The organism is Pseudomonas sp. P1.8 (assembly GCF_001269805.1).
GTDB lineage: Bacteria > Pseudomonadota > Gammaproteobacteria > Pseudomonadales > Pseudomonadaceae > Aquipseudomonas.
In genome coordinates, this window is sequence record NZ_LHVM01000016.1 from 463154 (window position 1) to 489486 (window position 26333).

Genomic DNA, 26333 nt, shown 5'->3' on the forward strand with positions numbered 1-26333 from the left:
CGACGGCGCGGATTTATCTCAATAACAATAAAAGTGAACACTGCCATGCTCAATTTTTCTCACCGGGCACTCAGCGCCTGCGCCTGCGTTTTATCCTTCGGTCAGGCTTGTGCCAGCGGTTTTGTCGACGACAGCCACGCCGACCTGGTGCTGCGAAACTATTACTTCGACCGCAATTATGTGAACGCCACGCCCCAGGCCGCCGCCCGCGAGTGGGCCCAGGGCTTCATCCTGAACCTGCGCTCGGGATATTCCGAAGGCCCTGTCGGCTTCGGTCTGGATGCCCAGGGCCTGGTGGGCGTCAAGCTCGACTCTTCGCCGGATCGCACCGGCACGGGCCTGCTGCCCTACGACCCGGCTACCCGGGAGCCGGCCAGTGAATATTCCGAGTTGGGGCTGACGGCCAAGGCCCGGGCATCGAAGAGCGAGTTACAGTTGGGCACCATCAGCACCTTCCTGCCGATCGCCTTTGCCAGCCCTACCCGTCTGCTGCCGCAAACCTTTCGCGGCACCTACCTCAAGTCGCAGGACATCGACAACCTGACCTTGCACCTCGGCTGGCTGGACCGCATCAACCTGCGCGACTCCACCGACTATCAGAAAATGACCGTAGGCTCACCCAACGGACGCTTCAACGGCGCTGCCGAGTCGGACCGCTTTACCTTCCTTGGGGGTGACTACGCCTGGTCGCCGCAACTGACGCTCAAGTATTACCACGCAGAACTGGCTGACCTGTATCGCAAGGACTTCTATGGCTTCGTCGACAATCGCCCGATGGGTGCCGGTCATCTCAAGAGTGACTTTCGCCTGTTCGTCACCGGCGAAGACGGCGCGGCCAGGGCCGGTCCGGTCGACAACCGCAATGCCGCGCTGATGTTGAGCTACAGCCTCGGTGCGCACAAATTCGGCGCCGGCTACATGCAGCTCACCGGCAAGACTGCCATGCCGTATCTGTTTGGCACCGAGCCGCTGGTCATCACCGAAGGCACATTGAGCTCGGAGTTTCTCAACCCCAAGGAACGCAGCTGGCAGGTGCGCTATGACTACAACTTCGTGGCCGTTGGCTTGCCGGGGCTCAACGGCATGTTGCGCTATGTCAGCGGCGACAACATCGAATTGCCCAAGCTGGGGGGCTCGAACCTCAAGGAGAGCGAAAAGGATATCGAGCTCTCTTACACCGTTCAGGGCACACCCTTTAAGGGAGTCGCCGTGCGCTTGCGCAACGCCTGGTATCGCAACGACTTCGCTGCCCAGGCCAGCCACCGGGATGACAATGAGCTGCGGGTGAATGTCGATTACACGTGGAAGTTGTGGTGATCAACGGATGAACCACCGTCCCCGGTGTGGCTTGCGAACACCGGGGCGAACCGACCGCTGATCCGGCAGTTCGGTACGACCCAATAAAAACATATTTTTATGCCTATATTGATATTGTCGAATGTTCCCACTCTCTGAGGGTGCCGTCATGAATATCAAAATCCTGGCTCTGATCCTGTTGGCTTTCTGTGCACAACCGGTATGGAGCGCAACACCTACCGCCTCTTCCGCCGCGGCCGACAGCCCGGCGCTCACCACGCGCCTGGCATTGCGCGACCTTTGGGTCGAGCATATTTTCTGGATTCGAAACTACGCGCTCGCCAACCAATCCGCCGACCAGAAGCAAGCCAAAGTGGCAGCGGGCCAGGTCGTCGACAACGCCACCAAAATCGCCAACAGCATCGCGCCGCTTTACGGCCAACCCGCTGCCGATCAGTTGCTCAAGCTGCTTGCCGGTCATTGGGGGGCAGTGAAACACTACAGCGACGCCACGGTGGCCAAAGACGCCAAGGGCAAGCAGGCTGCGGTCACTGAGTTGACCGGCAATGCCAAGGCGATTGCGGCGTTTCTGGCCGGCGCCAACCCTAATCTGCCTGAAGCGACACTGGTCAATCTGCTGTCGGCCCACGGTGGTCACCACATCGCCCAGATCGATGAATTCGCCGCCCACGATTACACCGGTGAAGCGCAGACCTGGTCGATGATGCGCACACATATCCTGACGCTGGCCGACGCGTTGACCGCCGCACTGGTCAAGCAATTCCCCGACAAGTTCTGACATCGTCGCGAGGGCACACCATGCTGGAAGGACTGGGCCGAACACAGCAGGACTTGCTCAATGCATTGCTGCACCACGCAGCAGGCATGAGCATTGACGAGCTGGCTGACCAACTGGCAGTCACGCGCACGGCAATTCGCCAACACTTGGCGGCGCTGGAGCGTGACGGCCTGGTGTTGCGCGGTAACACCCGGCCGACGGGGCGTCGCCCGGAGCAGCTGTACCGGCTCACCGACCATGCCAAGGAACAATTCCCTCGTCACTATCAGCTCTTGGCAAGTGTGCTGATCGACGAAGTGGCCGGCATCATCGGACCCCAAGCCCTGGCTTCGTTGATGCGCAGCCTGGGCCGCAAATTGGCGCTGGAGCGTGAACAGCAGGTGGTGGACGAAGCCCGGATCGTGCAACACATGAACCAGGCCGGGTACGAAGCCGAAGTGTTTTTTCGTTCGTCGGGCGACCCGGAGATCGTCGCGCACAACTGCGTCTTCCATCGCCTGGCCGCCGCCCATCCGGTGGTTTGCGAATTGGACCTGGCCTTGATCGGCGCGTTGGGCGGCGGTGAGGTCGAGCATACGGAATGCATGGTGCGTGGCGGGCATGTGTGCCGTTTCAAGGTGCGGCCAACGGAAACACCGCCATAACACACCCTTTTACCGCAGGAGCAAGCCTGCTCGCGATGGACGCTAACGATAACGCGTGTTTCCTGATTCAACGCGTTGCGGTTTAGTCCATCGCGAGCAGGCTCGCTCCTACAGTGCCAGTGCCGGGACACATCAAAAGGTTCACGCCCGCCGTGAACCTTGTTCCAAGACGCCAGTCATACCCAGCGCTTTCCCAAACCCTCTATCGTCGTCATCTCATCCGAGTTGTCCGTCCCATGCGCCAATCTGTCGTTGCCTTGCGCTTTTCTTCGCTGTGCCTGTCTGCCCTGCTCCCCGTTTTTGCCAGCCCCGCCCATGCCGATGGGCAAAGGCAACTTGTGGAAGCCATCAACGACTATCGCGCCCACCCACAGCGTTGCGACCGACGCCCGGCGCAACGCTTGTCGCCCCTGACACTCAAGAACGCACTCGCATTGCCCATCGGTTATGGCGGTGGATTGCGTGACCGTTTGAAAGCATCCGGTTATCAAGCGGTGACGGTGCGTTCCCTGCGCGTGGTCGGCGCGCAGGATGCCGAAGACGCATTCGATCTGCTTCAGGATGAGCACTGCGCTGCGTTGCTCGACAGTCAATACGCCGACATCGGCGTGACCCGTGCCGGGCGTGAATGGCAAGTGGTGCTTGCCAAACCCGTACTCGATGGCCAAACCGGCGACGCACGAAGCGCCGGCAAGGCACTGCTGGCACAGGTCAATGCGGCCCGGGCCAAACCACGGACTTGCGGTCGCCAGCGCTTCGCCGCGGCGCGCCCCTTGAGTTGGAGCGCTGCGCTGGGCGCTGCCGCCCAAGGCCACAGCAAGGCCATGGCCTACGGCAATTACTTTGCGCATCAGGACCCCGACGGCGACATGCCGGCAGACCGGGCCCGGGCCGCAGGTTTCCGTGGCCGACAGATCGGCGAAAACATTGCCGCCGGCCAGGGTTCACCCAGCAAAGCGATGGCCGGCTGGCTCGCCAGCCCGGGACACTGCGCCAACCTGATGAACCCGATGTTCACTCAGGTCGGCGCCGCGTATGCCGCCGACTCGCGCAGCGACAACGGCGTCTACTGGACCATGCTGTTTGGCGCACCGTAAGCGCTGAAATCCAGGCATTAAAAAGCCCGCTCGCGGCGGGCTTTGAAGTTGAAGAAAAGTAGGTGGCCGGTGCTGGTCTCCGGCTTACAAGGTTTATCAGGACTCCCACAAAAGAGTAATGTATCTGTAATGGTGCTCTTCTGCTTCACACGGCATAAGGGCTGGATCCCAGCGCGGAGATCTTTCTAACCGTGTACCCTTCGGAACGCGCCCCACGTTTCCTTGCTATCCTTTTGCGCATCAGTCTGCGTCTTCACCTACAGGTTTGAGATTAGCAAAACCACCCGGATTGCCAAGGGGGGTTTTAGACCGATTGTGTTCTAGGGAACGGGTGGCAGGACGGAAAAATACTATGCGCCTCCCCTGTGGGAGCGAGCCTGCTCGCGATAGCGTCAGTTCAGCCAACATCGATGTTGCCTGTCACATTGCAATCGCGAGCAAGCTTGCTCCTACAAAAGGTTTGGTGCCTGTGATTCACGAAGGCCGGCGCACCACCCTCACCTTCCCGCTGCCGCCGCCACCGCAGAAAAACCGTTCGCCACCATCGAATTCCAGCCCAGAAACCCCGACTCCTTCCGGCATCTTGAGGCTTTCAAGGACCTCGCCGGTTTTCGCGTCGACGCGGCGCAGTTCGCTCTCGTCGCCTTCCCATGTGCCGTGCCACAGAGCCCCCTCGACGAAGGTGACACCGGTGACAAAGCGGTTGGATTCAATGGTGCGCAGGATCTTGCCGTTTCCGGGGTCGATCTGGTGAATCTTGCGTTCCTGATACTGCCCCACCCACAGCGAGCCTTCGGCCCAGGTCAGCCCCGAATCGCTGCCACCACCGGGGGCGGGAATGGTCGAAAGGATATGTCCGGTCCGGGGATCGATTTTGTGGATGCGATCTTCGGCGATCTGGAACAGGTGCTCGCCATCAAAGGCAGTGCCCGCATGGGCGCCAACGTCAATCGAGCGCAGCACCTTGCCGCTGTCCGGGTCCAGCGCGTTGATTTTGCTATTGCAGGCAAACCACACCTTCTCGCCATCCCATGTGACACCACACACATGGTCGACATCGGCAAACGGGCCATATTCACGAATGATTTCAGCAGTTGCGTGTTTCATCCTGGCATTCCTCAACAAGGGGTTGTGGCATCGATCCTAGCCACCGGGCAGCGGAACCGGGAGTAACAAGGTCGTCGCGAAACCGGGCACGGGCGGTGTCATCCAGCGCCGTGCTCGGCCACGCCCCAGCGATTGCACCTTGCCTTGTTGCGCCAACGTATCCAGCGCCCGCTGCACCGTGCGCTGGCTGCCGCCCAAGGCCAACGCCAGCGCGGAACTCGACCACGGCTCACCGTCGGCAAGGCTGGCAAGCACCGCCGAAAACTTTTCCTCGACGGGTTGGGCCAGCACCACCACCTCCGGACATGCCCGTGATTGCAGGACAAATCCTCGTGGGGTGGCGGTCACTTCTGCCAGGGGCTTAAGCGCTTTGCGCAGCCTGCCGATCTCAACCCGCAGCCGTGCACGATGGGACTCATCGGAGAGTTTCAAACGGAACGCCCGTGCGATGAGTGTCTCTCTTGAGACATCGCCGGGCCACGCTTCGGCCAGCGTCCTGGCGAGGGTAAACAGCACCGGACGCGTGGCGAGGGAGACCGACATGCCACAGCCGCGCACGCCGTATCGGCACGCATCTACCACCAGAGCCGTTGAACCGAGCAAAGCTTCGACCTCCTCCAGCAACAGCGGCCGTTCTTTGCCTCTGACGATCAGTCGCGCCGCCGGGGTATCGAGCAAACGTGCCGCGGACTCGACCTCGGCCATCAGCGCAGGAATGCAAGCCAGTTCAGCCGCATGCCGGGCTCGGGTCAGCGCATCCTGTGCAGCTTTGGACTGCAGGCGACGAATCGCGATTCCCGCGACCACCAGTTCATGGGCCGCTCTCAAGGCCGGCGGCAAAGGACCGGGGTCAAGTTCAGCGAGTGTTTGCTGCGCCTCGTCGAGCCGACCGATCAGCAATAAACGACGGATTTGCAGATACCGCGCATGGGCCGCGTTGACCCGGTCACCATGGGACTCAAGCGTCAGCCGCGCCGCTTCCAGCACCTTGACCGGCCAGCCGAGTTCCCGCGAAGCCAAGGCGATTTCGGCCTCGGCCACCACGCACCGCGCGCGGGACAACACCTCCTTCGGGGCGAAGGCCCGGTGCGCACTTTTCACCAGTGCCCTGGCCCGCTCCAGATCCCCCAGTTGCGCCATGGCAATACCGCGCAAGGCCAGCGCCGGAGCGTCATTGCGCAAAGCAACGCGGTCCAGCGCGCCGAGCGGATCACCCGCCGCCAACGCCAGCGCTGCTGCCGTGATCATCGAGTCCATCGAAATCCCGCCACGCTTGTCACTCCCGCACCTGGATACACCGGTTTAGTCTAAATCACGGCTGTTTACCAAGCGCGTACAACGATTAAGAGACACCTGAGCGCATGTGGGGGTTCGAGTTGTGCCAATCCGTTTGGCAGTCAGTTGCTTTCTCACGCCGGAGGAATCGTCGCCAGCATCCCGATGAAAATGGTCAACAGCAGAAAACCGCCGAGAAAAATAGTCATCTTGCCCATAGGGCCTCCCCTCTGAAGAATGGGGTTCATTGTCGGCCGATGACTGCTTGCGTTACAGACGCAGTTTGCGCAGGAAAATACGGATCAGATCAGTTTTAGGGAGATTATCCGGGTGCTGAACCGGCAGGATTTTGCGCAGGGTGTCGACAAAGGGCGTGAAGATCAGATCGCGAACCGTCAGGTATCGTTCGTCATCCTGATCGCCCGTGCCGAAGCGAAGGGTCTCCGGCGTCGATTGCGTGACGTAGAGCGTGCCGAACATCCAGTCCCAGAGCGACAGGTTGATGCCGAAATTCTTGTTGTAGTGTCGCGGCGCATCGCTGTGATGGATCTGGTGCTGCGCAGGGCTGCTCACGACACGTTCGATCAGCGGGCCAAACGAAAACCAGACATGGCTGTGGCGCAGGTTGGCCGCCAATCCGTTGAAGATGAACACCATGTACGTCACACCAAACAACGTATAGCGGCTGACCTCCCCACCACAGGCGTACCAGAACAGGCCGGCGTAGGCGCCAACGCAGATCGTATCGCTGAGTTTTTCCACCACTTCTTCGAGAAAATGCGTTCGGCTGGCGGTGGCCGGCACCAGCACCGGCGCTGAATGATGGACTTTGTGAAATGCCCACAAGTAACGGGAATGAAAGGCGCGATGGCCCCAGTAATGAGTGAAATCCTTGACCAGGAACACGCCGAGGCCATAGAGCAGCGACAGCGTCAGGTTGTCCCCCACTTGCGAACGCGCGCCCCACAGGTTAGTGAAAAAAGCGCTGTAGTCAGCTGAACGCAAGACATACGGATCGACCAGGCCAACAATGGGCAGCACCAGCGCAACCTTCAGGATGGCGAGGACAAAGTAATAGCGATAATCCAGCAACGCCGAACGATGCAGATAGACCCGGCCGCCGCCAATGAACCGCCAGAATGAGTGCGCGTCGGTCAAACCACGCGACTTTCTGAAGCGAAACAGGCAATAGGCGACGCTGTACGACGACAACAGAAATACCAGGCACAGGCGACCGTTCAGGTCGAACAGCCCCAGGAACTGCCGGCTGACCGGCTCGACCAGGTAATGATGTAGTAACGCGAGAACATCCATACCAGGCTGCCCTGTGTAAATGACAGGGCAGTGTAAATGAGAATGAGTACCCGGTGAACGACTTGATTCCGCTATTCAACCCCCAAGCGCAATAATCGCGACGATCAGCACGCCGCCCGTTACCGCCATGACCGCCGCGCCCTGCCAGGGTTTTGCACCGGCATATTTGGCCAGCATCCAGCCGGCAATGAACAGCACCACGAGGCCGATCAGGTTGGACAGGCGAATGGCCAGGCCTGTCTCGTCAAGGAGAATGAATGGCACGACCAGAGGAAACGTCGAGGCCGCGACCAGCAGAAACACCCCGAGCGCCCCTTTGAAATCATCCCAACCGAGCCTGGCCTGCACGGGCAGCGAGGGCTGTTCAAGCAGCCGGCAGCGCAGAAATTCAAGACCTTCGGTACCCGCCACCCCGGCAAGGTGCAAGGGCAATACCTGCGCAATCAATGCCTGACCGCCCGCGGGATCCACACCGTCGCGCAAGCTCGCGTACAACTTGACCTTGCGTGTGCGCTCAACCAATGCACGCAGCAAATACATCACCGCATCCGCCAGCCCCCAGGCCAGGTTGCAACCCAGTGCGGCAATCATCATCGTGCGTTCCGCTGCCTGGTCAGACGTCGCCACACTGATGGTCCCAGTGAAGGTCATGGCCATCAGCAGGCCAAAAATCACCTCGGTAATGCGCTCGACGGGATCCAGCACCCGTGGCCTTTTTTGTTGTGAATCTGTCTGCATGCGTTACCCCTCGAAGGTGTGTTTACAGCTCTTTTCTCGCAGTTTTTATCCGTTGCAGGCCCCATTAGCGGCGTGTATTGTCCCGGCCCGCTCAAGTGTAGTTTGAGCGGCTACACTCAGCCGAGCACGTCAGCTGATTCAAAGGGGGCCAATTCATGCTGGATTATTTTGCGCTGGGTCTGTTGATTTTTGTCGGGCTCGTTCTGTTCTACGGAATCATCGTGTTGCACGACATTCCCTACGAAATCGCCGTACACCGTAATCACCCTCATCAAGACGCGATCCACGCCACCGGCTGGGTCAGCTTGTTTACCTTGCACGCGCTGTGGCCGTTTCTGTGGATCTGGGCGATGGCGTATCGCGAGGACCGGGGCTGGGGATTCGGTGACGGTGGCACACCGAAAAGTCATGTGATCCACCTGGAACAACAGGTCGCGGAACTGCAAGGTCGCGTCCAGCGCCTTGAAGCGGCGACAGGCACGACGCACTCGGCATTGCCGACGGACAATCAAGGCGAGGGCATCTAAGCCATGGATCTCTTACTTATCCTGACGTATGCAGCCCTCTGCGTTGCGATCTTCAAAATCTTCCACATTCCGTTGAACAAATGGACGGTGCCCACAGCGGTCCTCGGCGGGATCATCATCATCGGTGCGCTGATCTTCACGATGAACTACAACCACCCCTACTCAGAGGTGGCCCGTTCCTACTTCGTCTCGGTGCCGGTGATCCCCGTGGTCAGCGGCCAGGTGATCGACGTGCCGGTCAAGACCAACGAGCCGCTGGAAAAAGGCGATATTCTGTTTCGCCTCGACCCTGCCCCGTTTGAATACCGGGTCAAATCCCTCAAGGCGCAACTGATCGCCGCGCAGAACGACCGGGCGCGGATTACAGAGTTGATCAAACGTAATTTCGCCACCCAACGGGAACTCGATACCGTCGTCGCTCGCAGCGATGACCTGAAGGCACAGCTGGACAATGCACAGTACGAACTGGAGAACACCACGGTCCGTGCGCCGAGCAAAGGTTTCGTCACCCACGTTTCGTTGCGTCCCGGCATGATGGCGACCCGATTGCCATTGCGCCCATCGATGGTGTTCATTCCAGACGAGGGGCATTACTTTTCGGCCTGGATGCGCCAGAACAGCCTGCTGCGCCTGACCGAAGGCGACGAAGCCGAAGTCGCGTTCGACGGCATTCCCGGAAAGGTCTTCGAAGGCAGGGTCAAAAGTGTCATTTCCGTGATCGCCGAGGGCCAGGTCCAGCCTTCCGGCACGCTCATCGGCTTCACCGGTTCACCACCGGCGGGCCGCGTGCCGGTGATCATTGAAATCACCGACCCCGATTACGCCCAGTACGCCCAACAGATGCCAGGTGGCGCTTACGGACAGGCCGCTATCTACAGCCAGCATTTCCACCATATCGCCATGATGCGCAAGATCCTTTTGCGCATGGCAGCGTGGATGAACTACATCTTCCCGTTCCATTGATCCACGGGGCATGACGTAGCCTGACGACCCGGTCGTCAGGCTACGCCAATCTCCACCACGCCCTCATTGAGCCGCACCGGCCAGACCCGCAACTGCTGTTGCGGGTCTTCCAGGCAGCAACCGTCTTCCAGGCGAAAGTGCTGTTTGTAGATCGGTGCAGCGACCACCAGATCCCCTTTGATACTGCCGACCAGGCCACGACCAATCACATTCGCCCCGGATTTGGGGTCGTGGTTGTCGATGGCGTAGAGCGTCTGGCCTTCGACCGATGGCAGGTAGAACAGCGCCACCTGCACGCCGTCATGCCACACCACGACGCCGGAGTTGTTCACCAGATCGTGCTCGTTGCATACCGATTGCCAGGCCAAAGAACGATTGGACCCGGCGCGTTGCGTATTGAAAAGGCTCATCAGGCAATCTCCTCGGTGACAGGGATAAGGTTGAGTTCGGCGGCCATGATCGGACGACGCTGACCGCGCTCCTGGACGAAATGGATGTCCGGGTCCGGGCGCTTGTCATTGACGAAGGTACGGAAGCGCTTGAGTTTTTCCGGGTCTTTGAGGGCATTGGCCCACTCGCATTCATAGCGATCGACCACCAGTTGCATCTGCGATTCGAGTTCGGCACCGAGCCCCAGTCTGTCGTCGATGATCACGTCCTTGAGGTAGTCCAGGCCCCCTTCCAGGCTTTCGCGCCAGACCGAAGTGCGCTGCAATTTGTCGGCGGTGCGGATGTAGAACATCAGGAAGCGGTCGATGTAGCGGATCAGGGTTTGATCATCCAGGTCGGTGGCGAACAGCTCGGCGTGACGCGGACGCATGCCGCCGTTGCCGGCGATGTAGAGGTTCCAGCCTTTCTCGGTGGCGATCACACCCACGTCCTTGCTTTGCGCCTCGGCGCACTCGCGGGTGCAACCGGACACGGCGAACTTGAGCTTGTGCGGCGAGCGCAACCCCTTGTAGCGGTCCTCGATGGTCAGGGCCATTTGCACACTGTCCTGCACGCCGTAACGGCACCAGGTGCTGCCCACGCAAGACTTAACGGTGCGGGTCGATTTGCCGTAGGCGTGGCCGGTTTCAAAACCGGCCTCAATCAACTCGCCCCAGATCTCCGGCAACTGATGCAATTGGGCACCAAAGAGATCGATGCGCTGGCCCCCGGTGATCTTGGTGTAGAGGTCGTACTTTTTCGCCACCACACCGATGGCGATCAGTTTGTCAGCGGTGATCTCGCCTCCCGGAATCCGCGGTACTACCGAGTAGGTGCCATTTTTCTGCATGTTGGCCATGAACGTATCGTTGGTGTCCTGTAACGGCACCAGCGAGGCGTCCATGATCGGCTGGTTCCAGCACGAGGCGAGAATCGAGCCCACCGCCGGTTTGCACACATCGCAACCGGTATGGCCGCGACCGTGTTTGGCCAGCAGTTCTTCGAAGGTGATGACCCCTTCCACGCGCACCAGTGCATAGAGTTCCTGACGGGTGTAGGCAAAGTGCTCGCACAGGCTTTTATCGACGCTGACACCACGGGCAATCAACTCGTGCTCGAACACTTGCTTGAGCAATCCGGCGCAACCGCCGCAACCGGTACAGGCCTTGGTTTGCGATTTGAGCAAGCCAAGGTCGCTGCAACCGCCGTCGATGGCCGAGCAAATCGCGCCCTTGGTGACGTTGTGGCACGAGCACACCGTGGCCGATTCCGGCAGTGCGCCGGGGCCCAGGGTCGGTGCGCCGGTCGACGACGGCAAAATCAGGCTGGCCGGTTCTGCCGGCAAGGCAATGGCGTTCTGCATGTATTGCAGCAAGGTATCGTAGTAACTGTTGTCGCCGACCAGCACAGCACCGAGCACGCGTTTGCCCGATTCGTCGACCACCAGGCGCCGGTAGCTCGCCGTGGCTTCATCGATGAACTGATAGCTGCGGGCACCTGGTGTATTGCCATGGGCGTCGCCGATGGAACCGACATCGACACCGAGCAGTTTCAGCTTGGTCGACATGTCGGCGCCAGTGAACGGCTCGGCGTCCTGCTGGCACAGGCGCGTCGCAACGCTGCGGGCCATCTGGTATCCCGGTGCGACCAGCCCGAACAGGCTGCCATTCCACGAAGCGCATTCGCCGATGGCATAGATGTCGGGGTCGCTGCTCACGCAGTTATCGTCGATGACCACACCGCCACGCGGGCCGATTTCCAGTGCACATTGACGGCCCAGCGCATCCTGCGCACGGATCCCGGCAGAGAACACGATCAGGTCGGCTTCAAGAAATTCGTCATTGCCGAAATTCATCCGGTAGCGATACTGCTCACCCGCGCTGATCGACTGCGTGCCGCGTGCCAGATGCACGCCGACGCCGAGTCGCTCGATTTGCGCCTTGAGCGCACGACCGCCGTATTCGTCCAGTTGTACCGGCATCAGGCGCGGGGCAAATTCCACCACATGCGCTTCCAGCCCGAGGCTTTTCAGGGCGTTGGCCGCTTCCAGGCCGAGCAACCCGCCGCCGACCACCACACCGCGCCGGGCATTGGTCGCCGCCGCACGAATCGCGTCGAGGTCTTCGAGGGTGCGATACACCAGCCGCGAGTCACCCTTGGCGCCTTCAATCGGTGGCACAAACGGATAGGACCCGGTGGCCAGCACCAGTTTGTCGTAAGCGACACTGCCTTGGGCGGTGATGACTTCGCGGCGTTCACGGTCGATCTCCAGCACCGGCACACCCAGGTGCAGCGTGATGCCAGACGTCTGGTACAGCGCCGCCTCACCCAGCGCCAATGACTCGGCATCGCGACCGGTGAAGTACTCGGAAAGGTGCACACGGTCATAGGCGCGCATCGGCTCTTCGCTGAATACGTGTAACCGGTAATGGTCGAGGGCACCGCGCTCGATCAGTTGCTCGACGCAATGATGTCCGACCATGCCATTGCCGATCACGACCAGCGTTTGCAGTTTGTTCAAAGTGGCAACATTGGAATTCATAAGAAGCACCCGGCCAATCCATCACGGTTCAAAAAGCAAAAAAAAACGCCTGAAACCTTGCGGTTCCAGGCGTCTTTGCCTGTTCTTTTATGGTGTTGAAATCAGACGGCTGTGCCTGATCCACCGATGTTGCCCTCGACCTGTGCGGCCAGTCGATCGTCGTTGACCGAGAGGGCTTTCCACGGGAAAACCCATGGACTTGATGATGACGTTTGCAGCAACTGTGCCAGTCGACAGCAAAAGCCCTGCAACCCCATTGGCACCAACGGTTTGCGTTCATCCAGCCGCACAAACCCGCCCGGATGAACACTCACGGCTTCGCTTCCGACTGGTGCGATGCGGTCCGCCAGCGCTTTAAAAAAGTGCAGATTCGCACGCGCCCGCGCCGTCATCCGCAGCCCCGAATGCGCTGCTCAGCAGAGATAACACCGCGTTCGAGCATTCTGGCGCGTGACTTGCTAGAACCTCACCAATAGGCAGTCAACGCTGATTGCCCACATACGACAAAGGCGCCGTGTAACCCCCGTTTTAACGGAAGGGTCACATGGCGCCTTTTTTGTTTGCGGGTTCGGCAAGTGCAAGCAACTGATTCAAGGGGCGAAGATGGCCAGTAAAACCGTACGCAGCGTGTGTCCCTATTGCGGTGTTGGCTGCGGCATCGTCATGCAGGTTGAAGACAATCGCGTGATCAAGGTGACCGGCGACAAGGCCCACCCGAGCAATGCCGGTCGTCTGTGCACCAAGGGTACGACCTGCGGCCAGGCGATTGCCGAGTCGGGACGCATGGACAACGCCTACCTGCGTCATGAACGCAATCGTGACCCGGTGCGCGTGACGATGGACAACGCCATCGGCGAAACCGCCGCCAGACTGCGCCAGGTGCTTGATACCCACGGCCCCGAAGCCTTGTCCTTCTACGTGTCCGGGCAGATGTCGCTGGAGGCCCAATACCTGGTCAACAAACTGGCCAAGGGGTTTGTCCGCACCCCTCACATCGAATCCAATTCCCGCCTGTGCATGGCCAGCGCCAGCAGCGGCTACAAACTGTCCCTGGGGGCCGACGGGCCACCCGGCTCTTATGACGACTTCGATCACGCCGACCTGTTCTTCGTGATCGGCGCCAACATGGCCGACTGTCACCCGATTCTGTTCCTGCGCATGATGGACCGGGTCAAGGCCGGGGCGAAGCTGATCGTCGTCGATCCACGGCGCAGTGCCACGGCGCTCAAGGCCGACCTGTTCCTGCCCATCAAACCCGGTACCGACCTGGCCCTGCTCAACGGTTTGCTGCACTTGCTGGTGAAAAACGGCCACACCGACCCGGCCTTCATCGCCTCCTTCACCCAAGGTTGGGAGGCCATGCCCGAGTTCCTGGAGGACTACCCAGCAGACAAGGTTGCCGAGATCACCGGCCTTCCTGAGGCGGACATTCGCCAAGCCGCGCAATGGATTGGCGAGGCCGCTGAATGGATGAGTTGCTGGACCATGGGCCTGAACCAAAGCACCCACGGCACCTGGAACACCAACGCGCTGTGCAACCTGCACCTGGCCACCGGCGCGATCTGCCGACCGGGCAGCGGGCCGTTTTCCCTGACCGGCCAACCGAATGCCATGGGCGGCCGTGAGATGGGCTACATGGGGCCTGGATTGCCGGGACAACGTTCGGTACTGGCCGAGGCTGACCGTTCATTTATAGAAGACCTGTGGGACATCCCCCGTGGCAATCTGCCGACGACGGTCAGCGGCGGCACCGTGGCAATGTTCGAGCAAATGCGCCTTGGCCAGATCAAGGCCTGCTGGATCATCTGCACCAACCCGGTGGCGTCCGCGCCCAATCGGCAGAATGTCATCGAGGGTTTGCAGGCGGCGGAACTGGTCGTCACCCAGGATGCCTTTCTCGATACCGAGACCAACCGCTACGCCGACATCCTGCTGCCGGGCGCTCTCTGGGCCGAAGCCGAAGGTGTGATGATCAACTCCGAGCGCAACCTGACACTGATGCAAAAAGCCGTGGAAGCGCCCGGCGAAACCCTGCCCGACTGGCAAATCGTCGCTCGAGTGGCGTGTGCGATGGGCTTCGCCGAAGCCTTCACTTATGCCGACGCCAGCGACGTGTTTGAAGAAATCAAACGTGCCTGGAACCCGGCCACCGGCTATGACATTCGCGGCGCCAGTTACCCCCGCTTGCGAGCGAATCCACTGCAATGGCCTTGCTCTTTGGAGTCCGCCAATGATCGCAATCCGATTCGTTACGTCGACAAGGGCATCGCTGACAGCGCCTGCGCCATCACGTTTCCGACCAGCCACGGCAAAGGCATTTTCCTGCCGCGTCCCCACCTGCCGCCCGCCGAAATGCCCGACGAAGCCTTTCCCTTCGTGCTCAACACCGGTCGCTTGCAGCACCAATGGCACACCCTGACCAAGACCGGCAAAGTCGAGACGCTGAACAAACTCAATCCGGGGCCGTTCATTGAAATTCACCCTGAGGATGCACGTCAGCTGGGCCTCAAGGACAAGGACCCGGTCGAAGTGCGTTCAGTGCGCGGCCGCGCCGTGTTGCCCGCCGTGGTGACCGACCGGGTGCGTCAGGGCAATTGCTTTGCGCCGTTTCACTGGAGCGATGTGTTCGGCGAGCACCTGGCAATCAACGCCGTCACCAACGACGCCGTCGACGCCCTTTCGCAGCAGCCGGAACTCAAGTTCTGCGCCGTCGCCCTGCAACGGGTCGAGCTGATCGGTCACCGGTTCCTCGATACCCCGGCGCCGGCCACGGTCACCCCACTCCCCGCTTTAACAGAGGAAATTGCCATGTCGAGCCTCTCGGCCTTCGCTGACCTCGTGGGCATCAGCAGCCTGCCGTCTCCTCAACTCAATGATCGTGAACGCACCTACCTCGCCGGTTTTATCAGCGGCCTGCAATCCCCGGCCGGTCGTCAAGTGAGCGGCGTACCGGTCATGCCGTCCAACGCGCCTTTGGCTGCGGATACGCGACTCTGGCTGGACGGCGTTCTCGGCGGGCTGTTCAGTCGGGTTGAACCTGATAGCCCGCGCCCGGCGACAGTCACCGATCAACCGGCCGTGACCTTGTTGTGGGCCTCGCAGACCGGCAATGCCGAGGCGCTGGCCGAGCGATTTGCCGCGTGTCTGCGGGACGACGGTGTCAGCGTGGAGCTGAGCGCGATGGCGGACTTTCCCGCCAGCAAACTCGCCAATACCCAGACGTTGGCACTGATCAGCAGCACCTTCGGCGACGGCGACCCACCGGACAACGGCGAAGGCTTCTGGCATACCCTCAATACCGCCGAGACGCGCCTGGAGTCACTGCGCTTTGCCGTGCTCGCATTGGGCGATCCCAACTACGACCAGTTCTGCCAGCATGGCAAGAAACTCGACCAACGCCTGCGAGAATTGGGTGCAACACGTCTTCTGGAGCGGGTGGATTGCGATACCGAATTCGAGGAGCAAGCAGACCTCTGGCTCGCCGATCTACGCAAAGCCCTGAAGCCGTCAGTGATCGTCGAACCGATGCCAAGTGCTGGCATCCGTCCCGTCGAGACATCGGCCAAAGCCAAACCTTTCGCCTCACGTCTGCTGACCAACCTGCACCTCAACAGCCAGAGCCCGAACAAAGAAACCCGGATGTTCGCTCTCGACCTGGCGGATTCTGACTTGCGCTACGAGGCCGGAGATGCCCTGGGCGTTTACCCGCGCAACTGCCCTGAACTGGTCAGCGAACTTCTCGATCTGACCCGGTTGCACGGCGAAACAGCCGTGAGCGTCGATCAACGCGGCGAAGTGCCGCTGCATCAAGCCCTGACCGAGCATTTCGAAATCGCCCGCCCGAACAGCGAAACCCTGGCGTTCATCGCCGAGCGCAGCACCAACCCCGGACTGAAACAACTGCTGGGCGGCGAGCGTAAAGCCGAATTGAAGGATTGGCTGTGGGGCCGGCAACTGGCGGACGTGTTGCAGGAGTTTCCGGTGGATTGCTCGGCGAGCGAATTGCTGGGGACGTTGAAACGCCTGCAACCGCGCCTGTACTCCATCGCTTCAAGCCCCAAGGCGCACCCTCGGGAAATCCATCTCACCGTGGCTGCCGTGCGCTATGGCAAACGCAAAGGCGTGTCTTCGACCTTTCTCGCCGACCGCGCCCAGGGCGGCAACGTGCCGGTGTTCGTCCAGCCGTCGAAGCACTTTCGCGCACCGGCCGATGGCAACGTGCCGATGATCATGATTGGCCCAGGCACCGGTGTCGCGCCCTTTCGCGCCTTCCTGCAAGAGCGGCGCGCCCGGGGCGACCAAGGCAAGAACTGGCTGTTCTTCGGCGAGCAACACGCCGCCACCGACTTCTACTACCGCGACGAACTGCAAGGCCTGCAGCGCGACGGCACGCTGACGCAACTGAGCCTGGCATTCTCCCGCGACCAGTCGCAGAAGATCTACGTGCAGGACCGGATTCGCGAACAAGGCGCAGACCTGTGGCGCTGGTTGCAGGAGGGTGCGCAGCTGTACGTCTGTGGCGACGCCAGCCAGATGGCCAGGGATGTCGATCGGGCCTTGCGCGAGGTGGCACAAAACCACGGTGGACTCAGCGCCGAAAACGCCAGTGATTACTGGCGCCGGTTGAACGAGCAGAAACGCTATTTGCGGGATGTTTACTGAAAACTGAGCCTGACAGGCTCAGCCGATCAAAGAATCCACTTGAGCAGAACGTGTGACGCGATCCATGGCGACGCCTGTGCAACGCCCCACTGCAGCAGCACGCAAGCGCACAGGTAAGCCGCAAAGAACTTGTACATCGCTAACCTCCCCATCACACGCCTCCTGCCTGTTTGGCGGCAAAGCTTCCCATCGACAGGAAGCTTCATACTGGCGTGCGGGGCTGTAACAATTTATGACGTCCGCTCACCGGTAAAGGGTTCGACGTCAAGAATGGTTTTCAGTTCCATATGGGAGGAAATAAACGCTGACGGGTTTTCAGCCCCCCGGTTTCAGCTCGGATCGCGATAGAACACGTCGTCGGCGTACGGATACCACCAGTCCTGGACTTTCGGTTGGTGATCGATGATGACCATTTTCGAGCGGCGGAATGCCTCAAGGCCCTGACGCCCCAATTCACGGCCAAGCCCCGACATCTTCCAGCCACCGAACGGCAGCGCATCGTTGTCGATCAACGGGTTGTTGACCCAGACCATGCCCGCCTCCAGTCGCTCGGCGGCCTCCATGGCTTCGGCCAGGTCGGTGGAAAACAGCGATGCGCCGAGGCCGAACGGCGAATCATTGGCCAAGCGCACCGCTTCATCGAAATCGCTCACACGGCAGATCGCTGCCACCGGACCGAAGCACTCCTCCTGCAAAATGGCCATGTCGCCGGTCACACCGGTGAGAATGGTCGGCTCATAGAACCAGCCCACGCTGTGCTGTGGCGGAACCCGCCCGCCGCAGACCACCGTCGCGCCCTTGGCCACGGCATCATCGACCAGACGCATGACCTTGTTGCGCGCCACCTCGCTGACCATCGGCCCGATCTCCGAGCGCTCCAGGCCATGACCGATACGCAAGGCGCGGGTGCGTTCGGCAAACTTCGCGACAAACTCGTCATGAATCTCGTCGACCACATAAAAGCGTTCCGCCGAGGTGCAGATTTGCCCGCTGAGGTGGAACGCCGCGGTCACCGCACCGGCCGCTGCGACTTCCAGCGGTGCGTGTCTGGAAATGATCAGAGGATCGCTGCCACCGGCCTCGATCACGCACGGCTTCATGCGCTCGGCACAGGCCACGGCCACGGCTTTGCCCGCCGCCACGCTGCCGGTGAACGCGACCGCGTGGGTCTGCTCCGACTGCACCAGCCGCTGCGCGGTTGCAGCATCGCCCGGCACGCAGGACACCAGCCCCGGCAACAGCGCCGTGAAATGCTCCATGAACTTGAGGGTGCACAGAGTCGTGGCTTCCGCCGGTTTGATGATGCAGGCGTTGCCCGCTGCCAAGGACGCGGCGACCGTCCAGCACATCAACAGGATCGGAAAGTTGAACGGCATGATGTGCACACTGACGCCATACGGCTCGTAACGCACATGCTGGAACGAGCCAATCTGCGTGGTGCCGGCGACCTTGCCGGCATCGTCCCGGGCCATTTCCGCGTAATAGCGAAAGATCGGCGCGCAGTTCGCCAGTTCGCCCATGGCCTCGGGAAACGGCTTGCCCATTTCCAGGGTCATCAAGCGAGCGACTTCACGGTTGCAGGCAAGGTTCTGTTCGATGGCATTGGCCAGTTGATGCAGGCGTGCGGCACGGCTTTTGGCATCGACTACGCGCCATTGTTTTTGCGCAGCAGTGGCGGCATCGATGGCGGCTTGTACGTCTGCTTCGCCGCACAAGCCGACCTGCCCGACCGGCTGCCACGTCGCGGGGTCGAGCACTTCACGCACGTGCCCAACGGTCAGCGGCAGGAATTCGCAATTGATGAAACGCAATGCAATATCAGTGTTGAACGTGGCCATGGGTTGATCCTTTAACCAATCGATAAGGGGTTTGGCGCAACATCGCCAGGGTCTCGGCGGACAGGTCATCACGCCAGACCGGCACATGCCGGTCGAGCCATTGGCGCAGCGGTGCCAAGGCTTCGGCGTCCAGGGCGCGGACAAACAGCCCCAGCGTGCGCGGCAGGTGCGTCAGATAACCGTGCTTGCCGTCACGACCGGCCAGGCGCACAAAAATCCCCAGCACCTTGGCGTGACGCTGGGCTGCCAGGCAGCGGTAATCGGCAAGAAAACGCTGGGCATCCAGCTCCGGGCGTTGCATCAGGTAAAGGGTGATCAGTTTTTCTCGCAACGCTTCAGGCACATCGCGCCGGGCGTCTTCGAGCAGCGACATCAGGTCATAGGCCGCCGCACCGACCAGAGCGTCCTGAAAATCCAGCAAGCCGCAGGCCGCGACACCTTCGCGGCCTTGCAGCAGCATCAGGTTGTCGACGTGGAAGTCGCGCAGCACCAAGGCTTCTCGGCGTTTTGCAACGTCGTGGCAGGCGTCGGCGAACAGCGCCAGGTATTCATTGCGCAGCTTTTGCGCCATCTCTTTGCCGATCAACAGCGGCACGTACCAGTCGATAAACAACGCGTATTCGTCTGCCAGCCGCTGTTCGTCGTAGGGCGCCACTTCATTGGTCGATGGCGCGCGATGCAGCGTCACCAAGGTATCGACGGCCAGGTGATACAGCCCCGCCTCCGAATACCCGGCCGCCAGCAGCCGGGTGTAGGTGTCGTGTCCGAAGTCCTCGATCAGCGCCAGCCCCGTCGCCTCGTCGACTTGCAGCAAGGCTGGCGCGGACAGGCCCAGCCCCTGCAACTGCCGGGCGATCTGCACAAACGGGGCGATGGGTTCGCTGTGGGGGGGCGAATCCATCAGCAACAAACCGGCGCCGTCCAGACGAAAGTAGCGTCGTGTCGACGCATCCGCAGGCAGCGCGGTCAGCACTGCGTCGGCATAACCGGCGCGTGCCAGAAACGCTGCGCGCAGGTCTTCACGGGTTGGCAATGACGCCAGAGCATCTGTCATGGCGGTCACCGGATCATGTAGACCTTTTTGATGGTCTCGTGGACGGTGCACACGCCTTTCCAGTCCTTGCGGAAAAACGCGGCGGTGTCCGGTTTGATCTCGATCACTTCGCCGGACTCGTGCACATAGGTGCAGCGGCCTTCGAGGAAATGGCAGAACTCGTCGCTGGTGACATGGCAAAACCACTTGCCCGGGGTGCAGATCCAGATGCCGCATTCAGACTGGCCTTCGGGTCCTTTGTGCAGCACCACGCCGGACACACGGGATTGACCTTCGAGCATGGTCGGGATCACGCCCCAATCCTTGACGTCGGTAATGCTCAGCGGGTCGTACAGAAACGGGGTAGTCATACATTTTCTCCAATAAAAGTCGGTCGGTAACCTGTAGGAGCCGGCTTGCCGGCGATTGCGTCGGGACAGTCGACACAGATGTCGCCCGGCGTACCGCTATCGCCAGCAAGCCGGCTGCTACAGGGGTTGCAGTGTTTTTCCAGGCTCAGGCCAGCATGTACACGTTGCGCAGGGTTTCCCGCACGTCGCACTCGCCGGTCCAGCCGGCCGGGAACAGCACCAGCGTGTTGGGGCGCACTTCAATCACTTCGCCGTTGTCGTTGCGGTAAGTCGCATGCCCTGCGATGAAATGACACAGCTCATCCCGGGGAATCGACAACCGCCAGCGGCCCGGAGTACACACCCACAATCCGGTTTCCGGGCTGTTGTTCGGGCCCTTGAACAGCAAGCGGCCGCTGGAATGCGAGACGCCTTCGACGGCATCGCTCTGCACGCCCCAGTCCACCAGGTCGGTGCGGCTGCTGACGGCTTCGAGGTACGGCGTGATACCCGCCGTGGTGGATGAGTCAGGCATCGTTGAGCACCTTGTCGAGAATCGCGGCCGCGTCTTGCGGCCCCTTGCGTGATTGCATTTGCGCGCTGGTGCGCTGCAGGCGTTGGCGCATCGCCTCGTCGTTGAGGCAGGCGTGGAGTTTTTCCGCGAGCTGTTCTTCACTCCACTCATAGCGGTCGAGCTTGAAGCCGTGGCCGCTTTCTTCGGCGCGCATGGCGTTGTCGTGGCCGTCCCAGACGTAGGACATGACAATCGCCGGTTTGCCGAAGAACAGGCACTCGGTGAAGCTGTTGTTGCCGCCGTGGTGGATCACCGCATCGACCTGGGCAATCACCGACGGTTGCGGGAACCAGTTGGAAATCTGCACGTTGTCCGGCAGGTCCGGGTATTCGTCGAGGTGTTCGCCGACATTGAACAGCGCCCGGTAAGGCAGCTTGCCCACCGCCTCGATCAGGCGCTTGAGCAAATCGACATCGCCGGAACCGAGGCTGCCGAAACTCGCATACAGCAACGGCTTGTCGTTATGCACGTGGAACTGCGGAATCTCATACGGCGTGTCGTGACGCACGCAACCTTGCAGGTAATGGAAACGTTCGGCCGGCAGCGGATGACGCCGGTCGAACTTGACCGCGTCCGGGTACAACAGCAGGTTCATGAACGGCGAAGCTTCGAAGAACGTACCCAGCGGATACGGCGCCTCTCCATGGGCTTGCAGGAACTGGTTGAAGTCCTCGTGAATCGGCTCGATCACCTCTTCAAAGCGCTGGCGAAATTGCGCATGACCGACCTTGTCGTCGATGCTCATACCCGACAGGTGCGGCGGGATATCCGGGTCTTCGATCTCGTTTTCCGAGCAGGAAATGATCCGCACCCACGGTTTGCCGTACTGCTTGATCGCGGGGAACAGGATCACGTTGTCGACGCAGATCAGGTCGGGCTTGACCTTGTCCAGCACCGCAGGCAGATCCTTTTGCGCCCACTTCGCGGTTTCAACGATGGCCGCCCAGCATTCCTTGACGTAGTTGTCGATCTGCGCCAACGGTGACTTGCGGAAGTTCGGAATGTGCCCGTTGATGAAATCCACCCAGTAGCGGGCCATTTCTTCGGCCGGCATGGGTGCCGACATGTTCACCATGTGCTCCTCAAAACCATAACCGGCGTACACACCGCTCATGCCCGGGTCGGTGAGGAACACCGCTTTGTGGCCCAGGGCTTCACAGGCCTGGGCGATGCCGACTGAATTGAGCGCCGGGCCATAGGCGGCTTCGGGGAAGAATGCGATCACTTTCTGTTTCATCGAGTGCTACTCCTGCCGGGTCTTTTTATTGTTCAGCGCGTCAATACGCGGGCATGCCGGGCCTGCCAGCCCAGCCGGATGGTCGTGTCGATTGCAAAATGGGCGAATTCAAACTGAGAGGACGGCACACGCACGATCAGCGGTTTGTCGCTGAGCGGTGTCAGTACATGCAGGTTGGTGTCGAGGCCGTGGTAGGCGACTTCGACGATCTTGCCGCTGACCTGGTTGGCGCATTCGCCGCCCTGCTCCGTCAGCACTTGCAGGCGTTCCGGGCGCACCACCACGGCGACTGCCTGGCCGCTTACCAGTGGTGCGTCGGTGTCTACCTTCAGTTCCTGGCCATTGACCCGCACCGAGTGCTGACCCGAGCGCACACCTTCGAGCAGGTTGCTGACGCCGATGAAGTTGGCCACGAAGCGGCTGTTGGGGTTTTCGTAAAGCTCGGTCGGGCTACCGCACTGGCAGACCTTGCCGCCGTCGAGCACCGCCATGCGGTCGGACATCACCAGGGCTTCTTCCTGGTCGTGGGTGACGATGATGAAGGTGATGCCGCTCTCGTGTTGCAGGCGCTTGAGTTCCAGCTGCATTTTTTCCCGCAGTTTTTTGTCGAGTGCGCCCAACGGCTCGTCGAGCAGCAACACACGCGGACGTTTGACCAATGCCCGCGCCAGCGCCACCCGCTGGCGCTGGCCACCGGAAAGCTGATCGGGCTTGCGCTCGGCCAGCTCACCCAGTTGCGCGGTGCTCAGCACTTCATCGACACGACGGCGGATTTCGCTTTCCGGCAGGCGCTCCATTTCCAGACCGTAGGCGATGTTCTTGCGCACGGTCATGTTGGGAAACAGCGCATAGGACTGAAACATCAGGTTCAACGGACGCTTGTTCGGCGGCAGTGGCGAGATGTCGTTGCCATCCAGATAAATGCAGCCACCGCTGGGGGTCTCGAAACCGGCGAGCATGCGCAACAGCGTGGTTTTGCCGCAGCCGGACGGACCGAGCAGCGCGAAAAACTCGTTCTCGCGGATGCTCAGTGACACCTCGTCGACCGCCAGACCGTTGCCATAAGACTTGCTGACCTTGTCCAGGATCAGTACCGCAGAAGAATTATTCATGGGTGCGAGGAGCCTTGTTGAGACGCTGCGAAGCCAGCAGCGCGGTGATGCTGACCAGCATCACCAGCGTCGCCAGAGCGTTGATTTCCGGGGTGACGCCGAAGCGGATCATGGCGTAGATCTGCATGGGCAAAGTCGTCGACGCCTGGCCGGAGCCGGAGTTGAAAAAGGCGATGATGAATTCGTCCACCGACAGGGTGAACGAGAGCAATCCACCAGCCAGCACACCGGGAAAAATCACCGGCAACAGCACCCGGCGGAACGTGGTGAACCAGCTCGCGCCGAGGTCGATCGAGGCTTCGAGGATCGAGTAGTCGAAGTGCTTGAGCCGCGTGCGCACCACGGCGCACACGAAGGCGATGTTGAACACCGCGTGGCTGATGATGATCGAGTGCAGGCCCAGACCGACCTTGAGCAGGTTGAAAAAGCTCAGCAGCGCAATCGCCAGCACGATGTCGGGAATGATCATCGGCGCCATCAGCAGGGTGTCGACCACCTGCCCCTTGTGGCTGTCCTTGCGGCGCAACTCGATGCCCAGCGCCAGGAACGTCCCGAGCACACAGGCAATGAAGGTCGCCGACAGCGCCACGATCAGGGTATTGAGCGCCGCCGACAGGATTGCCGTGTTGTGCGCCAGTGCCGCGTACCACTTCAGCGATACGCCGCCCCAGGCGGTCGGCAATCCGGACTTGTTGAACGACAACAGGATCAACACCAGGATCGGTATATAAAGGAAGGCGTACACCAGGCCCAGGTGCGAACTCAGTACGGCGCCGCTGACCGAACGTGACTGGCTCATGAGCGTGCCCCTTCTGCACGGCGCGCCACCAGTGCCTGGATGAACAACAGCACCAGCATGATCGCGATCAGGAAGAAGCTCAGCGCCGCACCGAACGGCCAGTCCCGCGCGGTGAGGAACTGCGAGTAGATCAGGTTGCCGACCATCTGCACCTGTTTGCCACCCAACAGGTCAGCGGTGATGAAGTTGCCGATACTCAGCACAAAGACAAACACCGAGCCTGCGGCGATGCCGGGAACGCTCAACGGCAGAATGATCCGGCGGAACGTCATCCAGCCCGAAGCGCCGAGGTCTCTGGAGGCGTCCCAGAGTTCGTTGTTGATGCGCGACAGCGAGGAGAAAATCGCCAGGATCACAAAGGGGATGTAGTTGTAGACCAACCCGAGTACCACGGCCGATTCGGTGTACAGCAAACTGATGGGTTCGCCGCTGTAGCCGAGCAGTTGCAACAGGCGGTTGATCAGGCCTTCGCGATTGAGCAGGACGATCCAGGCGTAAGTGCGGATCAGGTAGTTGCTCCAGAACGGCAGCATCACCAGAAAAAGATAAACCGCCTGACGCCGCCGTGGCGCACGGGCAATCGCATAGGCGGCCGGGTAGCCGATCAGCACCGCAAACAGCGTGGCCAGCCCGGCGATTTTTGCCGACTTGAGCAAGATGCCCAGGTACAGCGGATCGAAGGCGCGCTGGTAGTTTTCCCAGGTAAACAACCAATCAATGCCGCCATACGCACCGCGTTCGACGAAGCTGTAGACCAGCACCAGCAAACAGGGCACCACCAGAAACATCAGCAGCCAGCCGAAGCCGGGCGCAAGAAGCCAGGCCGACAGCCGCCTGTCAGCATGCAAAGCACTCATTAACCCTATCCTCCCGCCTCGGGACAGAGGCGGCTTGCGAACGTGGCGGGACCTGCCGGGCAGGCCCCGGATCGATGCGGCGTTAGTTCTGCGCCGCCATGATTTCGGTCACGGCGCGGGTGTAGGCCTTTTGCGTGGTGCCGCCCAGATCGCGCAATTGCTCCATCTTCACCAGCTCGCTCGGCGTCATGGTCAGGTTGGGGTATTGCTTGAGCAGGTCAGCGGACAACCCGGCCATTGCGGCCTGGTTGGGGATTTTGTAGAGGATGTTTTCAGCAACCCATACGTGGTTTTCCTTGGCCAGCATGAAGTTGATGAACTTGAAGGCCTCTTCCTGGTGCTTCGAACTTTTGAGCACCACCATGGTGTCTACCCACAGATCGGAACCTTCCTTGGGCACCACGAACTTGATCGCCGCGTTGGCCTGGGTGCCGTAGTTGCACCAGCCGTCCCAGGCGTGGGCCATCAGCGATTCGCCGGATGCGAGCTTGGAGTAGAAGGTGGTGTCGTCGAAGGACAGGATGCGTTTCTTGGTGGCGATCAGTTGATCGCGAACGGCGGCGATCTGCGCCGGGTCACTGTCGTTGACCGACCAGCCCTTGGCGAGGAAACCGGCGCCGAGCATCCAGCGGTCGGTAGCCAGCATCGTCACCTTGCCCTTGAGCGCATCGCTCGGATTAAGCAGCTCGTTCCAGCTTTGTGGTGCCGGTGTCACCTTGTCGGAGCGATAGCAAATACCGGTCGTGCCCCAGGTGTAGGGCACCGAGAAATGGTTGCCGGCGTCGTATTCCAGCTGGGTGGCTTCGGGATAGAGGTTTTTCAGGTTGGGCACTTTGACCGGATCGATGTCCGCCAGCAGCCCCTGCTTGTGCAGGACTTCGGCGAAGGGCGAGGAGACGAACACCACGTCATACCCTTCACCGCCGGACGCCATGAGCTTGCCCATGATTTCTTCGTTGGTGGCGTGCAGCGCCTTGTCGACGTCCACACCGCTGGCCACCTTGAACTTCTCCAGCGCATCCGGGGCCATGTAGCCGTCCCAGATGGAGATCACCATGTCTTTCGCACTTGCAGCCTGTGAAGCGATCGCCAGGGAAACGGCCAATCCTGCGCACAGAAGATCATTCAGCTTGCTCATAA

23 protein-coding genes are annotated in these 26333 nt (G+C 60.8%); 7 read left to right on the forward strand and 16 right to left on the reverse strand.

Annotated elements, in window-relative coordinates:
* The first annotated feature begins 45 nt into the window (after positions 1–45).
* The 4 genes from AD668_RS18650 (at position 46) to AD668_RS18665 (ending at position 3836) form a co-directional block, all read left to right on the forward strand.
* Positions 46–1317 (forward strand): OprD family porin, encoded by a 1272-nt coding sequence (locus AD668_RS18650; RefSeq protein WP_053161093.1) that lies wholly within the window; start codon positions 46–48, stop codon positions 1315–1317.
* A gap of 148 nt (positions 1318–1465) precedes the next feature.
* Entirely contained in the window at positions 1466–2095 is a 630-nt protein-coding gene (locus AD668_RS18655) for a hypothetical protein (protein WP_053161368.1), read from the forward strand.
* Positions 2096–2115: 20 nt separating this feature from the next.
* A complete protein-coding gene (locus tag AD668_RS18660) occupies positions 2116–2739 on the forward strand; it encodes a metalloregulator ArsR/SmtB family transcription factor (RefSeq protein WP_053161094.1) in 624 nt (207 codons plus the stop codon).
* A 236-nt stretch (positions 2740–2975) separates the two neighbouring features.
* Positions 2976–3836: a CAP domain-containing protein gene (locus AD668_RS18665; protein ID WP_053161097.1), complete on the forward strand. Its 861-nt coding sequence runs from the start codon at positions 2976–2978 to the stop codon at positions 3834–3836.
* Positions 3837–4310: 474 nt separating this feature from the next.
* Here AD668_RS18665 and AD668_RS18670 read toward each other — a convergent pair whose 3' ends face one another.
* The 4 genes from AD668_RS18670 to AD668_RS18685 all read right to left on the reverse strand — a co-directional run bounded on the left by AD668_RS18670 (position 4311) and on the right by AD668_RS18685 (position 8270).
* A complete protein-coding gene (locus AD668_RS18670; protein WP_053161098.1) occupies positions 4311–4943 on the reverse strand; it encodes a PQQ-binding-like beta-propeller repeat protein in 633 nt (210 codons plus the stop codon).
* Between the two features lie 36 nt (positions 4944–4979).
* Positions 4980–6200: a hypothetical protein gene (locus AD668_RS18675; protein WP_053161099.1), complete on the reverse strand. Its 1221-nt coding sequence runs from the start codon at positions 6198–6200 to the stop codon at positions 4980–4982.
* Between the two features lie 288 nt (positions 6201–6488).
* Complete coding sequence (locus AD668_RS18680; protein WP_053161102.1) at positions 6489–7532, reverse strand: sterol desaturase family protein; 1044 nt, start codon at positions 7530–7532, stop codon at positions 6489–6491.
* Positions 7533–7607: 75 nt separating this feature from the next.
* Positions 7608–8270 (reverse strand): hypothetical protein, encoded by a 663-nt coding sequence (locus AD668_RS18685; protein ID WP_053161104.1) that lies wholly within the window; start codon positions 8268–8270, stop codon positions 7608–7610.
* Between the two features lie 155 nt (positions 8271–8425).
* Here AD668_RS18685 and AD668_RS18690 point away from each other — a divergent pair, with 155 nt between their 5' ends.
* Positions 8426–8797, forward strand: a complete 372-nt coding sequence (locus tag AD668_RS18690; RefSeq protein WP_053161105.1) for a DUF3302 domain-containing protein — start codon at positions 8426–8428, stop codon at positions 8795–8797.
* A 3-nt stretch (positions 8798–8800) separates the two neighbouring features.
* Positions 8801–9760: an HlyD family secretion protein gene (locus tag AD668_RS18695; RefSeq protein WP_053161107.1), complete on the forward strand. Its 960-nt coding sequence runs from the start codon at positions 8801–8803 to the stop codon at positions 9758–9760.
* 35 nt (positions 9761–9795) lie between these two features.
* On the opposite strand, the gene nirD is transcribed toward AD668_RS18695, so the two are convergent.
* The 3 genes from nirD to AD668_RS18710 all read right to left on the reverse strand — a co-directional run bounded on the left by nirD (position 9796) and on the right by AD668_RS18710 (position 13045).
* Positions 9796–10170, reverse strand: a complete 375-nt coding sequence (nirD, locus tag AD668_RS18700; RefSeq protein ID WP_053161108.1) for a nitrite reductase small subunit NirD — start codon at positions 10168–10170, stop codon at positions 9796–9798.
* Positions 10170–12731 (reverse strand): nitrite reductase large subunit NirB, encoded by a 2562-nt coding sequence (nirB, locus tag AD668_RS18705; RefSeq protein WP_053161110.1) that lies wholly within the window; start codon positions 12729–12731, stop codon positions 10170–10172. The genes nirD and nirB overlap by 1 nt, the downstream gene beginning before the upstream one ends.
* 101 nt (positions 12732–12832) lie before the next feature.
* Positions 12833–13045, reverse strand: a complete 213-nt coding sequence (locus AD668_RS18710; protein ID WP_156322368.1) for a hypothetical protein — start codon at positions 13043–13045, stop codon at positions 12833–12835.
* Between the two features lie 289 nt (positions 13046–13334).
* On the opposite strand from AD668_RS18710, the gene AD668_RS18715 reads away from it, so the two are divergent.
* Positions 13335–17393, forward strand: coding sequence for a bifunctional nitrate reductase/sulfite reductase flavoprotein subunit alpha (locus AD668_RS18715; RefSeq protein ID WP_053161114.1), 4059 nt, complete (start codon positions 13335–13337; stop codon positions 17391–17393).
* A gap of 329 nt (positions 17394–17722) precedes the next feature.
* Here AD668_RS18715 and AD668_RS18720 read toward each other — a convergent pair whose 3' ends face one another.
* From AD668_RS18720 to AD668_RS18760, 9 genes are all read right to left on the reverse strand, one after another.
* Positions 17723–19231, reverse strand: coding sequence for an aldehyde dehydrogenase (locus AD668_RS18720; protein ID WP_053161116.1), 1509 nt, complete (start codon positions 19229–19231; stop codon positions 17723–17725).
* The gene (locus tag AD668_RS18725) at positions 19212–20285 is read right to left on the reverse strand and encodes an aminoglycoside phosphotransferase family protein (RefSeq protein ID WP_053161118.1); all 1074 of its coding nucleotides are present in this window, start codon (positions 20283–20285) and stop codon (positions 19212–19214) included. Before AD668_RS18725 ends, AD668_RS18720 begins: the two co-directional genes overlap by 20 nt.
* A gap of 5 nt (positions 20286–20290) precedes the next feature.
* Positions 20291–20635, reverse strand: a complete 345-nt coding sequence (locus AD668_RS18730; RefSeq protein WP_053161120.1) for a cupin domain-containing protein — start codon at positions 20633–20635, stop codon at positions 20291–20293.
* A gap of 145 nt (positions 20636–20780) precedes the next feature.
* The gene (locus AD668_RS18735) at positions 20781–21149 is read right to left on the reverse strand and encodes a cupin domain-containing protein (protein ID WP_053161121.1); all 369 of its coding nucleotides are present in this window, start codon (positions 21147–21149) and stop codon (positions 20781–20783) included.
* Entirely contained in the window at positions 21142–22425 is a 1284-nt protein-coding gene (locus AD668_RS18740) for a glycosyltransferase (RefSeq protein ID WP_053161122.1), read from the reverse strand. The genes AD668_RS18735 and AD668_RS18740 overlap by 8 nt, the downstream gene beginning before the upstream one ends.
* Before the next feature lie 32 nt (positions 22426–22457).
* Positions 22458–23537 carry an ABC transporter ATP-binding protein gene (locus tag AD668_RS18745; RefSeq protein WP_053161125.1) on the reverse strand — a complete coding sequence of 360 codons (1080 nt, stop codon included), beginning with the start codon at positions 23535–23537 and terminating at the stop codon, positions 22458–22460.
* On the reverse strand, positions 23530–24336 hold the full coding sequence (locus AD668_RS18750) for an ABC transporter permease (protein ID WP_053161126.1): 807 nt from the start codon (positions 24334–24336) through the stop codon (positions 23530–23532). The genes AD668_RS18745 and AD668_RS18750 overlap by 8 nt, the downstream gene beginning before the upstream one ends.
* Positions 24333–25193 carry an ABC transporter permease gene (locus tag AD668_RS18755; RefSeq protein WP_053161127.1) on the reverse strand — a complete coding sequence of 287 codons (861 nt, stop codon included), beginning with the start codon at positions 25191–25193 and terminating at the stop codon, positions 24333–24335. The genes AD668_RS18750 and AD668_RS18755 overlap by 4 nt, the downstream gene beginning before the upstream one ends.
* Before the next feature lie 82 nt (positions 25194–25275).
* The gene (locus AD668_RS18760) at positions 25276–26331 is read right to left on the reverse strand and encodes a spermidine/putrescine ABC transporter substrate-binding protein (protein ID WP_053161129.1); all 1056 of its coding nucleotides are present in this window, start codon (positions 26329–26331) and stop codon (positions 25276–25278) included.
* Positions 26332–26333 lie beyond the last annotated feature (2 nt).

What these genes read in the sequence shown, in the direction of transcription:
- AD668_RS18650 (WP_053161093.1), top strand. Translation starts at nt 46, where the DNA reads ATGCTCAATTTTTCTCACCGGGCACTCAGCGCCTGCGCCTGCGTTTTA.
- AD668_RS18655 (WP_053161368.1), top strand. Translation starts at nt 1,466, where the DNA reads ATGAATATCAAAATCCTGGCTCTGATCCTGTTGGCTTTCTGTGCACAA.
- AD668_RS18660 (WP_053161094.1), top strand. Translation starts at nt 2,116, where the DNA reads ATGCTGGAAGGACTGGGCCGAACACAGCAGGACTTGCTCAATGCATTG.
- AD668_RS18665 (WP_053161097.1), top strand. Translation starts at nt 2,976, where the DNA reads ATGCGCCAATCTGTCGTTGCCTTGCGCTTTTCTTCGCTGTGCCTGTCT.
- AD668_RS18670 (WP_053161098.1), bottom strand. Translation starts at nt 4,943, where the DNA reads ATGAAACACGCAACTGCTGAAATCATTCGTGAATATGGCCCGTTTGCC.
- AD668_RS18675 (WP_053161099.1), bottom strand. Translation starts at nt 6,200, where the DNA reads ATGGACTCGATGATCACGGCAGCAGCGCTGGCGTTGGCGGCGGGTGAT.
- AD668_RS18680 (WP_053161102.1), bottom strand. Translation starts at nt 7,532, where the DNA reads ATGGATGTTCTCGCGTTACTACATCATTACCTGGTCGAGCCGGTCAGC.
- AD668_RS18685 (WP_053161104.1), bottom strand. Translation starts at nt 8,270, where the DNA reads ATGCAGACAGATTCACAACAAAAAAGGCCACGGGTGCTGGATCCCGTC.
- AD668_RS18690 (WP_053161105.1), top strand. Translation starts at nt 8,426, where the DNA reads ATGCTGGATTATTTTGCGCTGGGTCTGTTGATTTTTGTCGGGCTCGTT.
- AD668_RS18695 (WP_053161107.1), top strand. Translation starts at nt 8,801, where the DNA reads ATGGATCTCTTACTTATCCTGACGTATGCAGCCCTCTGCGTTGCGATC.
- nirD (WP_053161108.1), bottom strand. Translation starts at nt 10,170, where the DNA reads ATGAGCCTTTTCAATACGCAACGCGCCGGGTCCAATCGTTCTTTGGCC.
- nirB (WP_053161110.1), bottom strand. Translation starts at nt 12,731, where the DNA reads ATGAATTCCAATGTTGCCACTTTGAACAAACTGCAAACGCTGGTCGTG.
- AD668_RS18715 (WP_053161114.1), top strand. Translation starts at nt 13,335, where the DNA reads ATGGCCAGTAAAACCGTACGCAGCGTGTGTCCCTATTGCGGTGTTGGC.
- AD668_RS18720 (WP_053161116.1), bottom strand. Translation starts at nt 19,231, where the DNA reads ATGGCCACGTTCAACACTGATATTGCATTGCGTTTCATCAATTGCGAA.
- AD668_RS18725 (WP_053161118.1), bottom strand. Translation starts at nt 20,285, where the DNA reads ATGACAGATGCTCTGGCGTCATTGCCAACCCGTGAAGACCTGCGCGCA.
- AD668_RS18730 (WP_053161120.1), bottom strand. Translation starts at nt 20,635, where the DNA reads ATGACTACCCCGTTTCTGTACGACCCGCTGAGCATTACCGACGTCAAG.
- AD668_RS18735 (WP_053161121.1), bottom strand. Translation starts at nt 21,149, where the DNA reads ATGCCTGACTCATCCACCACGGCGGGTATCACGCCGTACCTCGAAGCC.
- AD668_RS18740 (WP_053161122.1), bottom strand. Translation starts at nt 22,425, where the DNA reads ATGAAACAGAAAGTGATCGCATTCTTCCCCGAAGCCGCCTATGGCCCG.
- AD668_RS18745 (WP_053161125.1), bottom strand. Translation starts at nt 23,537, where the DNA reads ATGAATAATTCTTCTGCGGTACTGATCCTGGACAAGGTCAGCAAGTCT.
- AD668_RS18750 (WP_053161126.1), bottom strand. Translation starts at nt 24,336, where the DNA reads ATGAGCCAGTCACGTTCGGTCAGCGGCGCCGTACTGAGTTCGCACCTG.
- AD668_RS18755 (WP_053161127.1), bottom strand. Translation starts at nt 25,193, where the DNA reads ATGAGTGCTTTGCATGCTGACAGGCGGCTGTCGGCCTGGCTTCTTGCG.
- AD668_RS18760 (WP_053161129.1), bottom strand. Translation starts at nt 26,331, where the DNA reads ATGAGCAAGCTGAATGATCTTCTGTGCGCAGGATTGGCCGTTTCCCTG.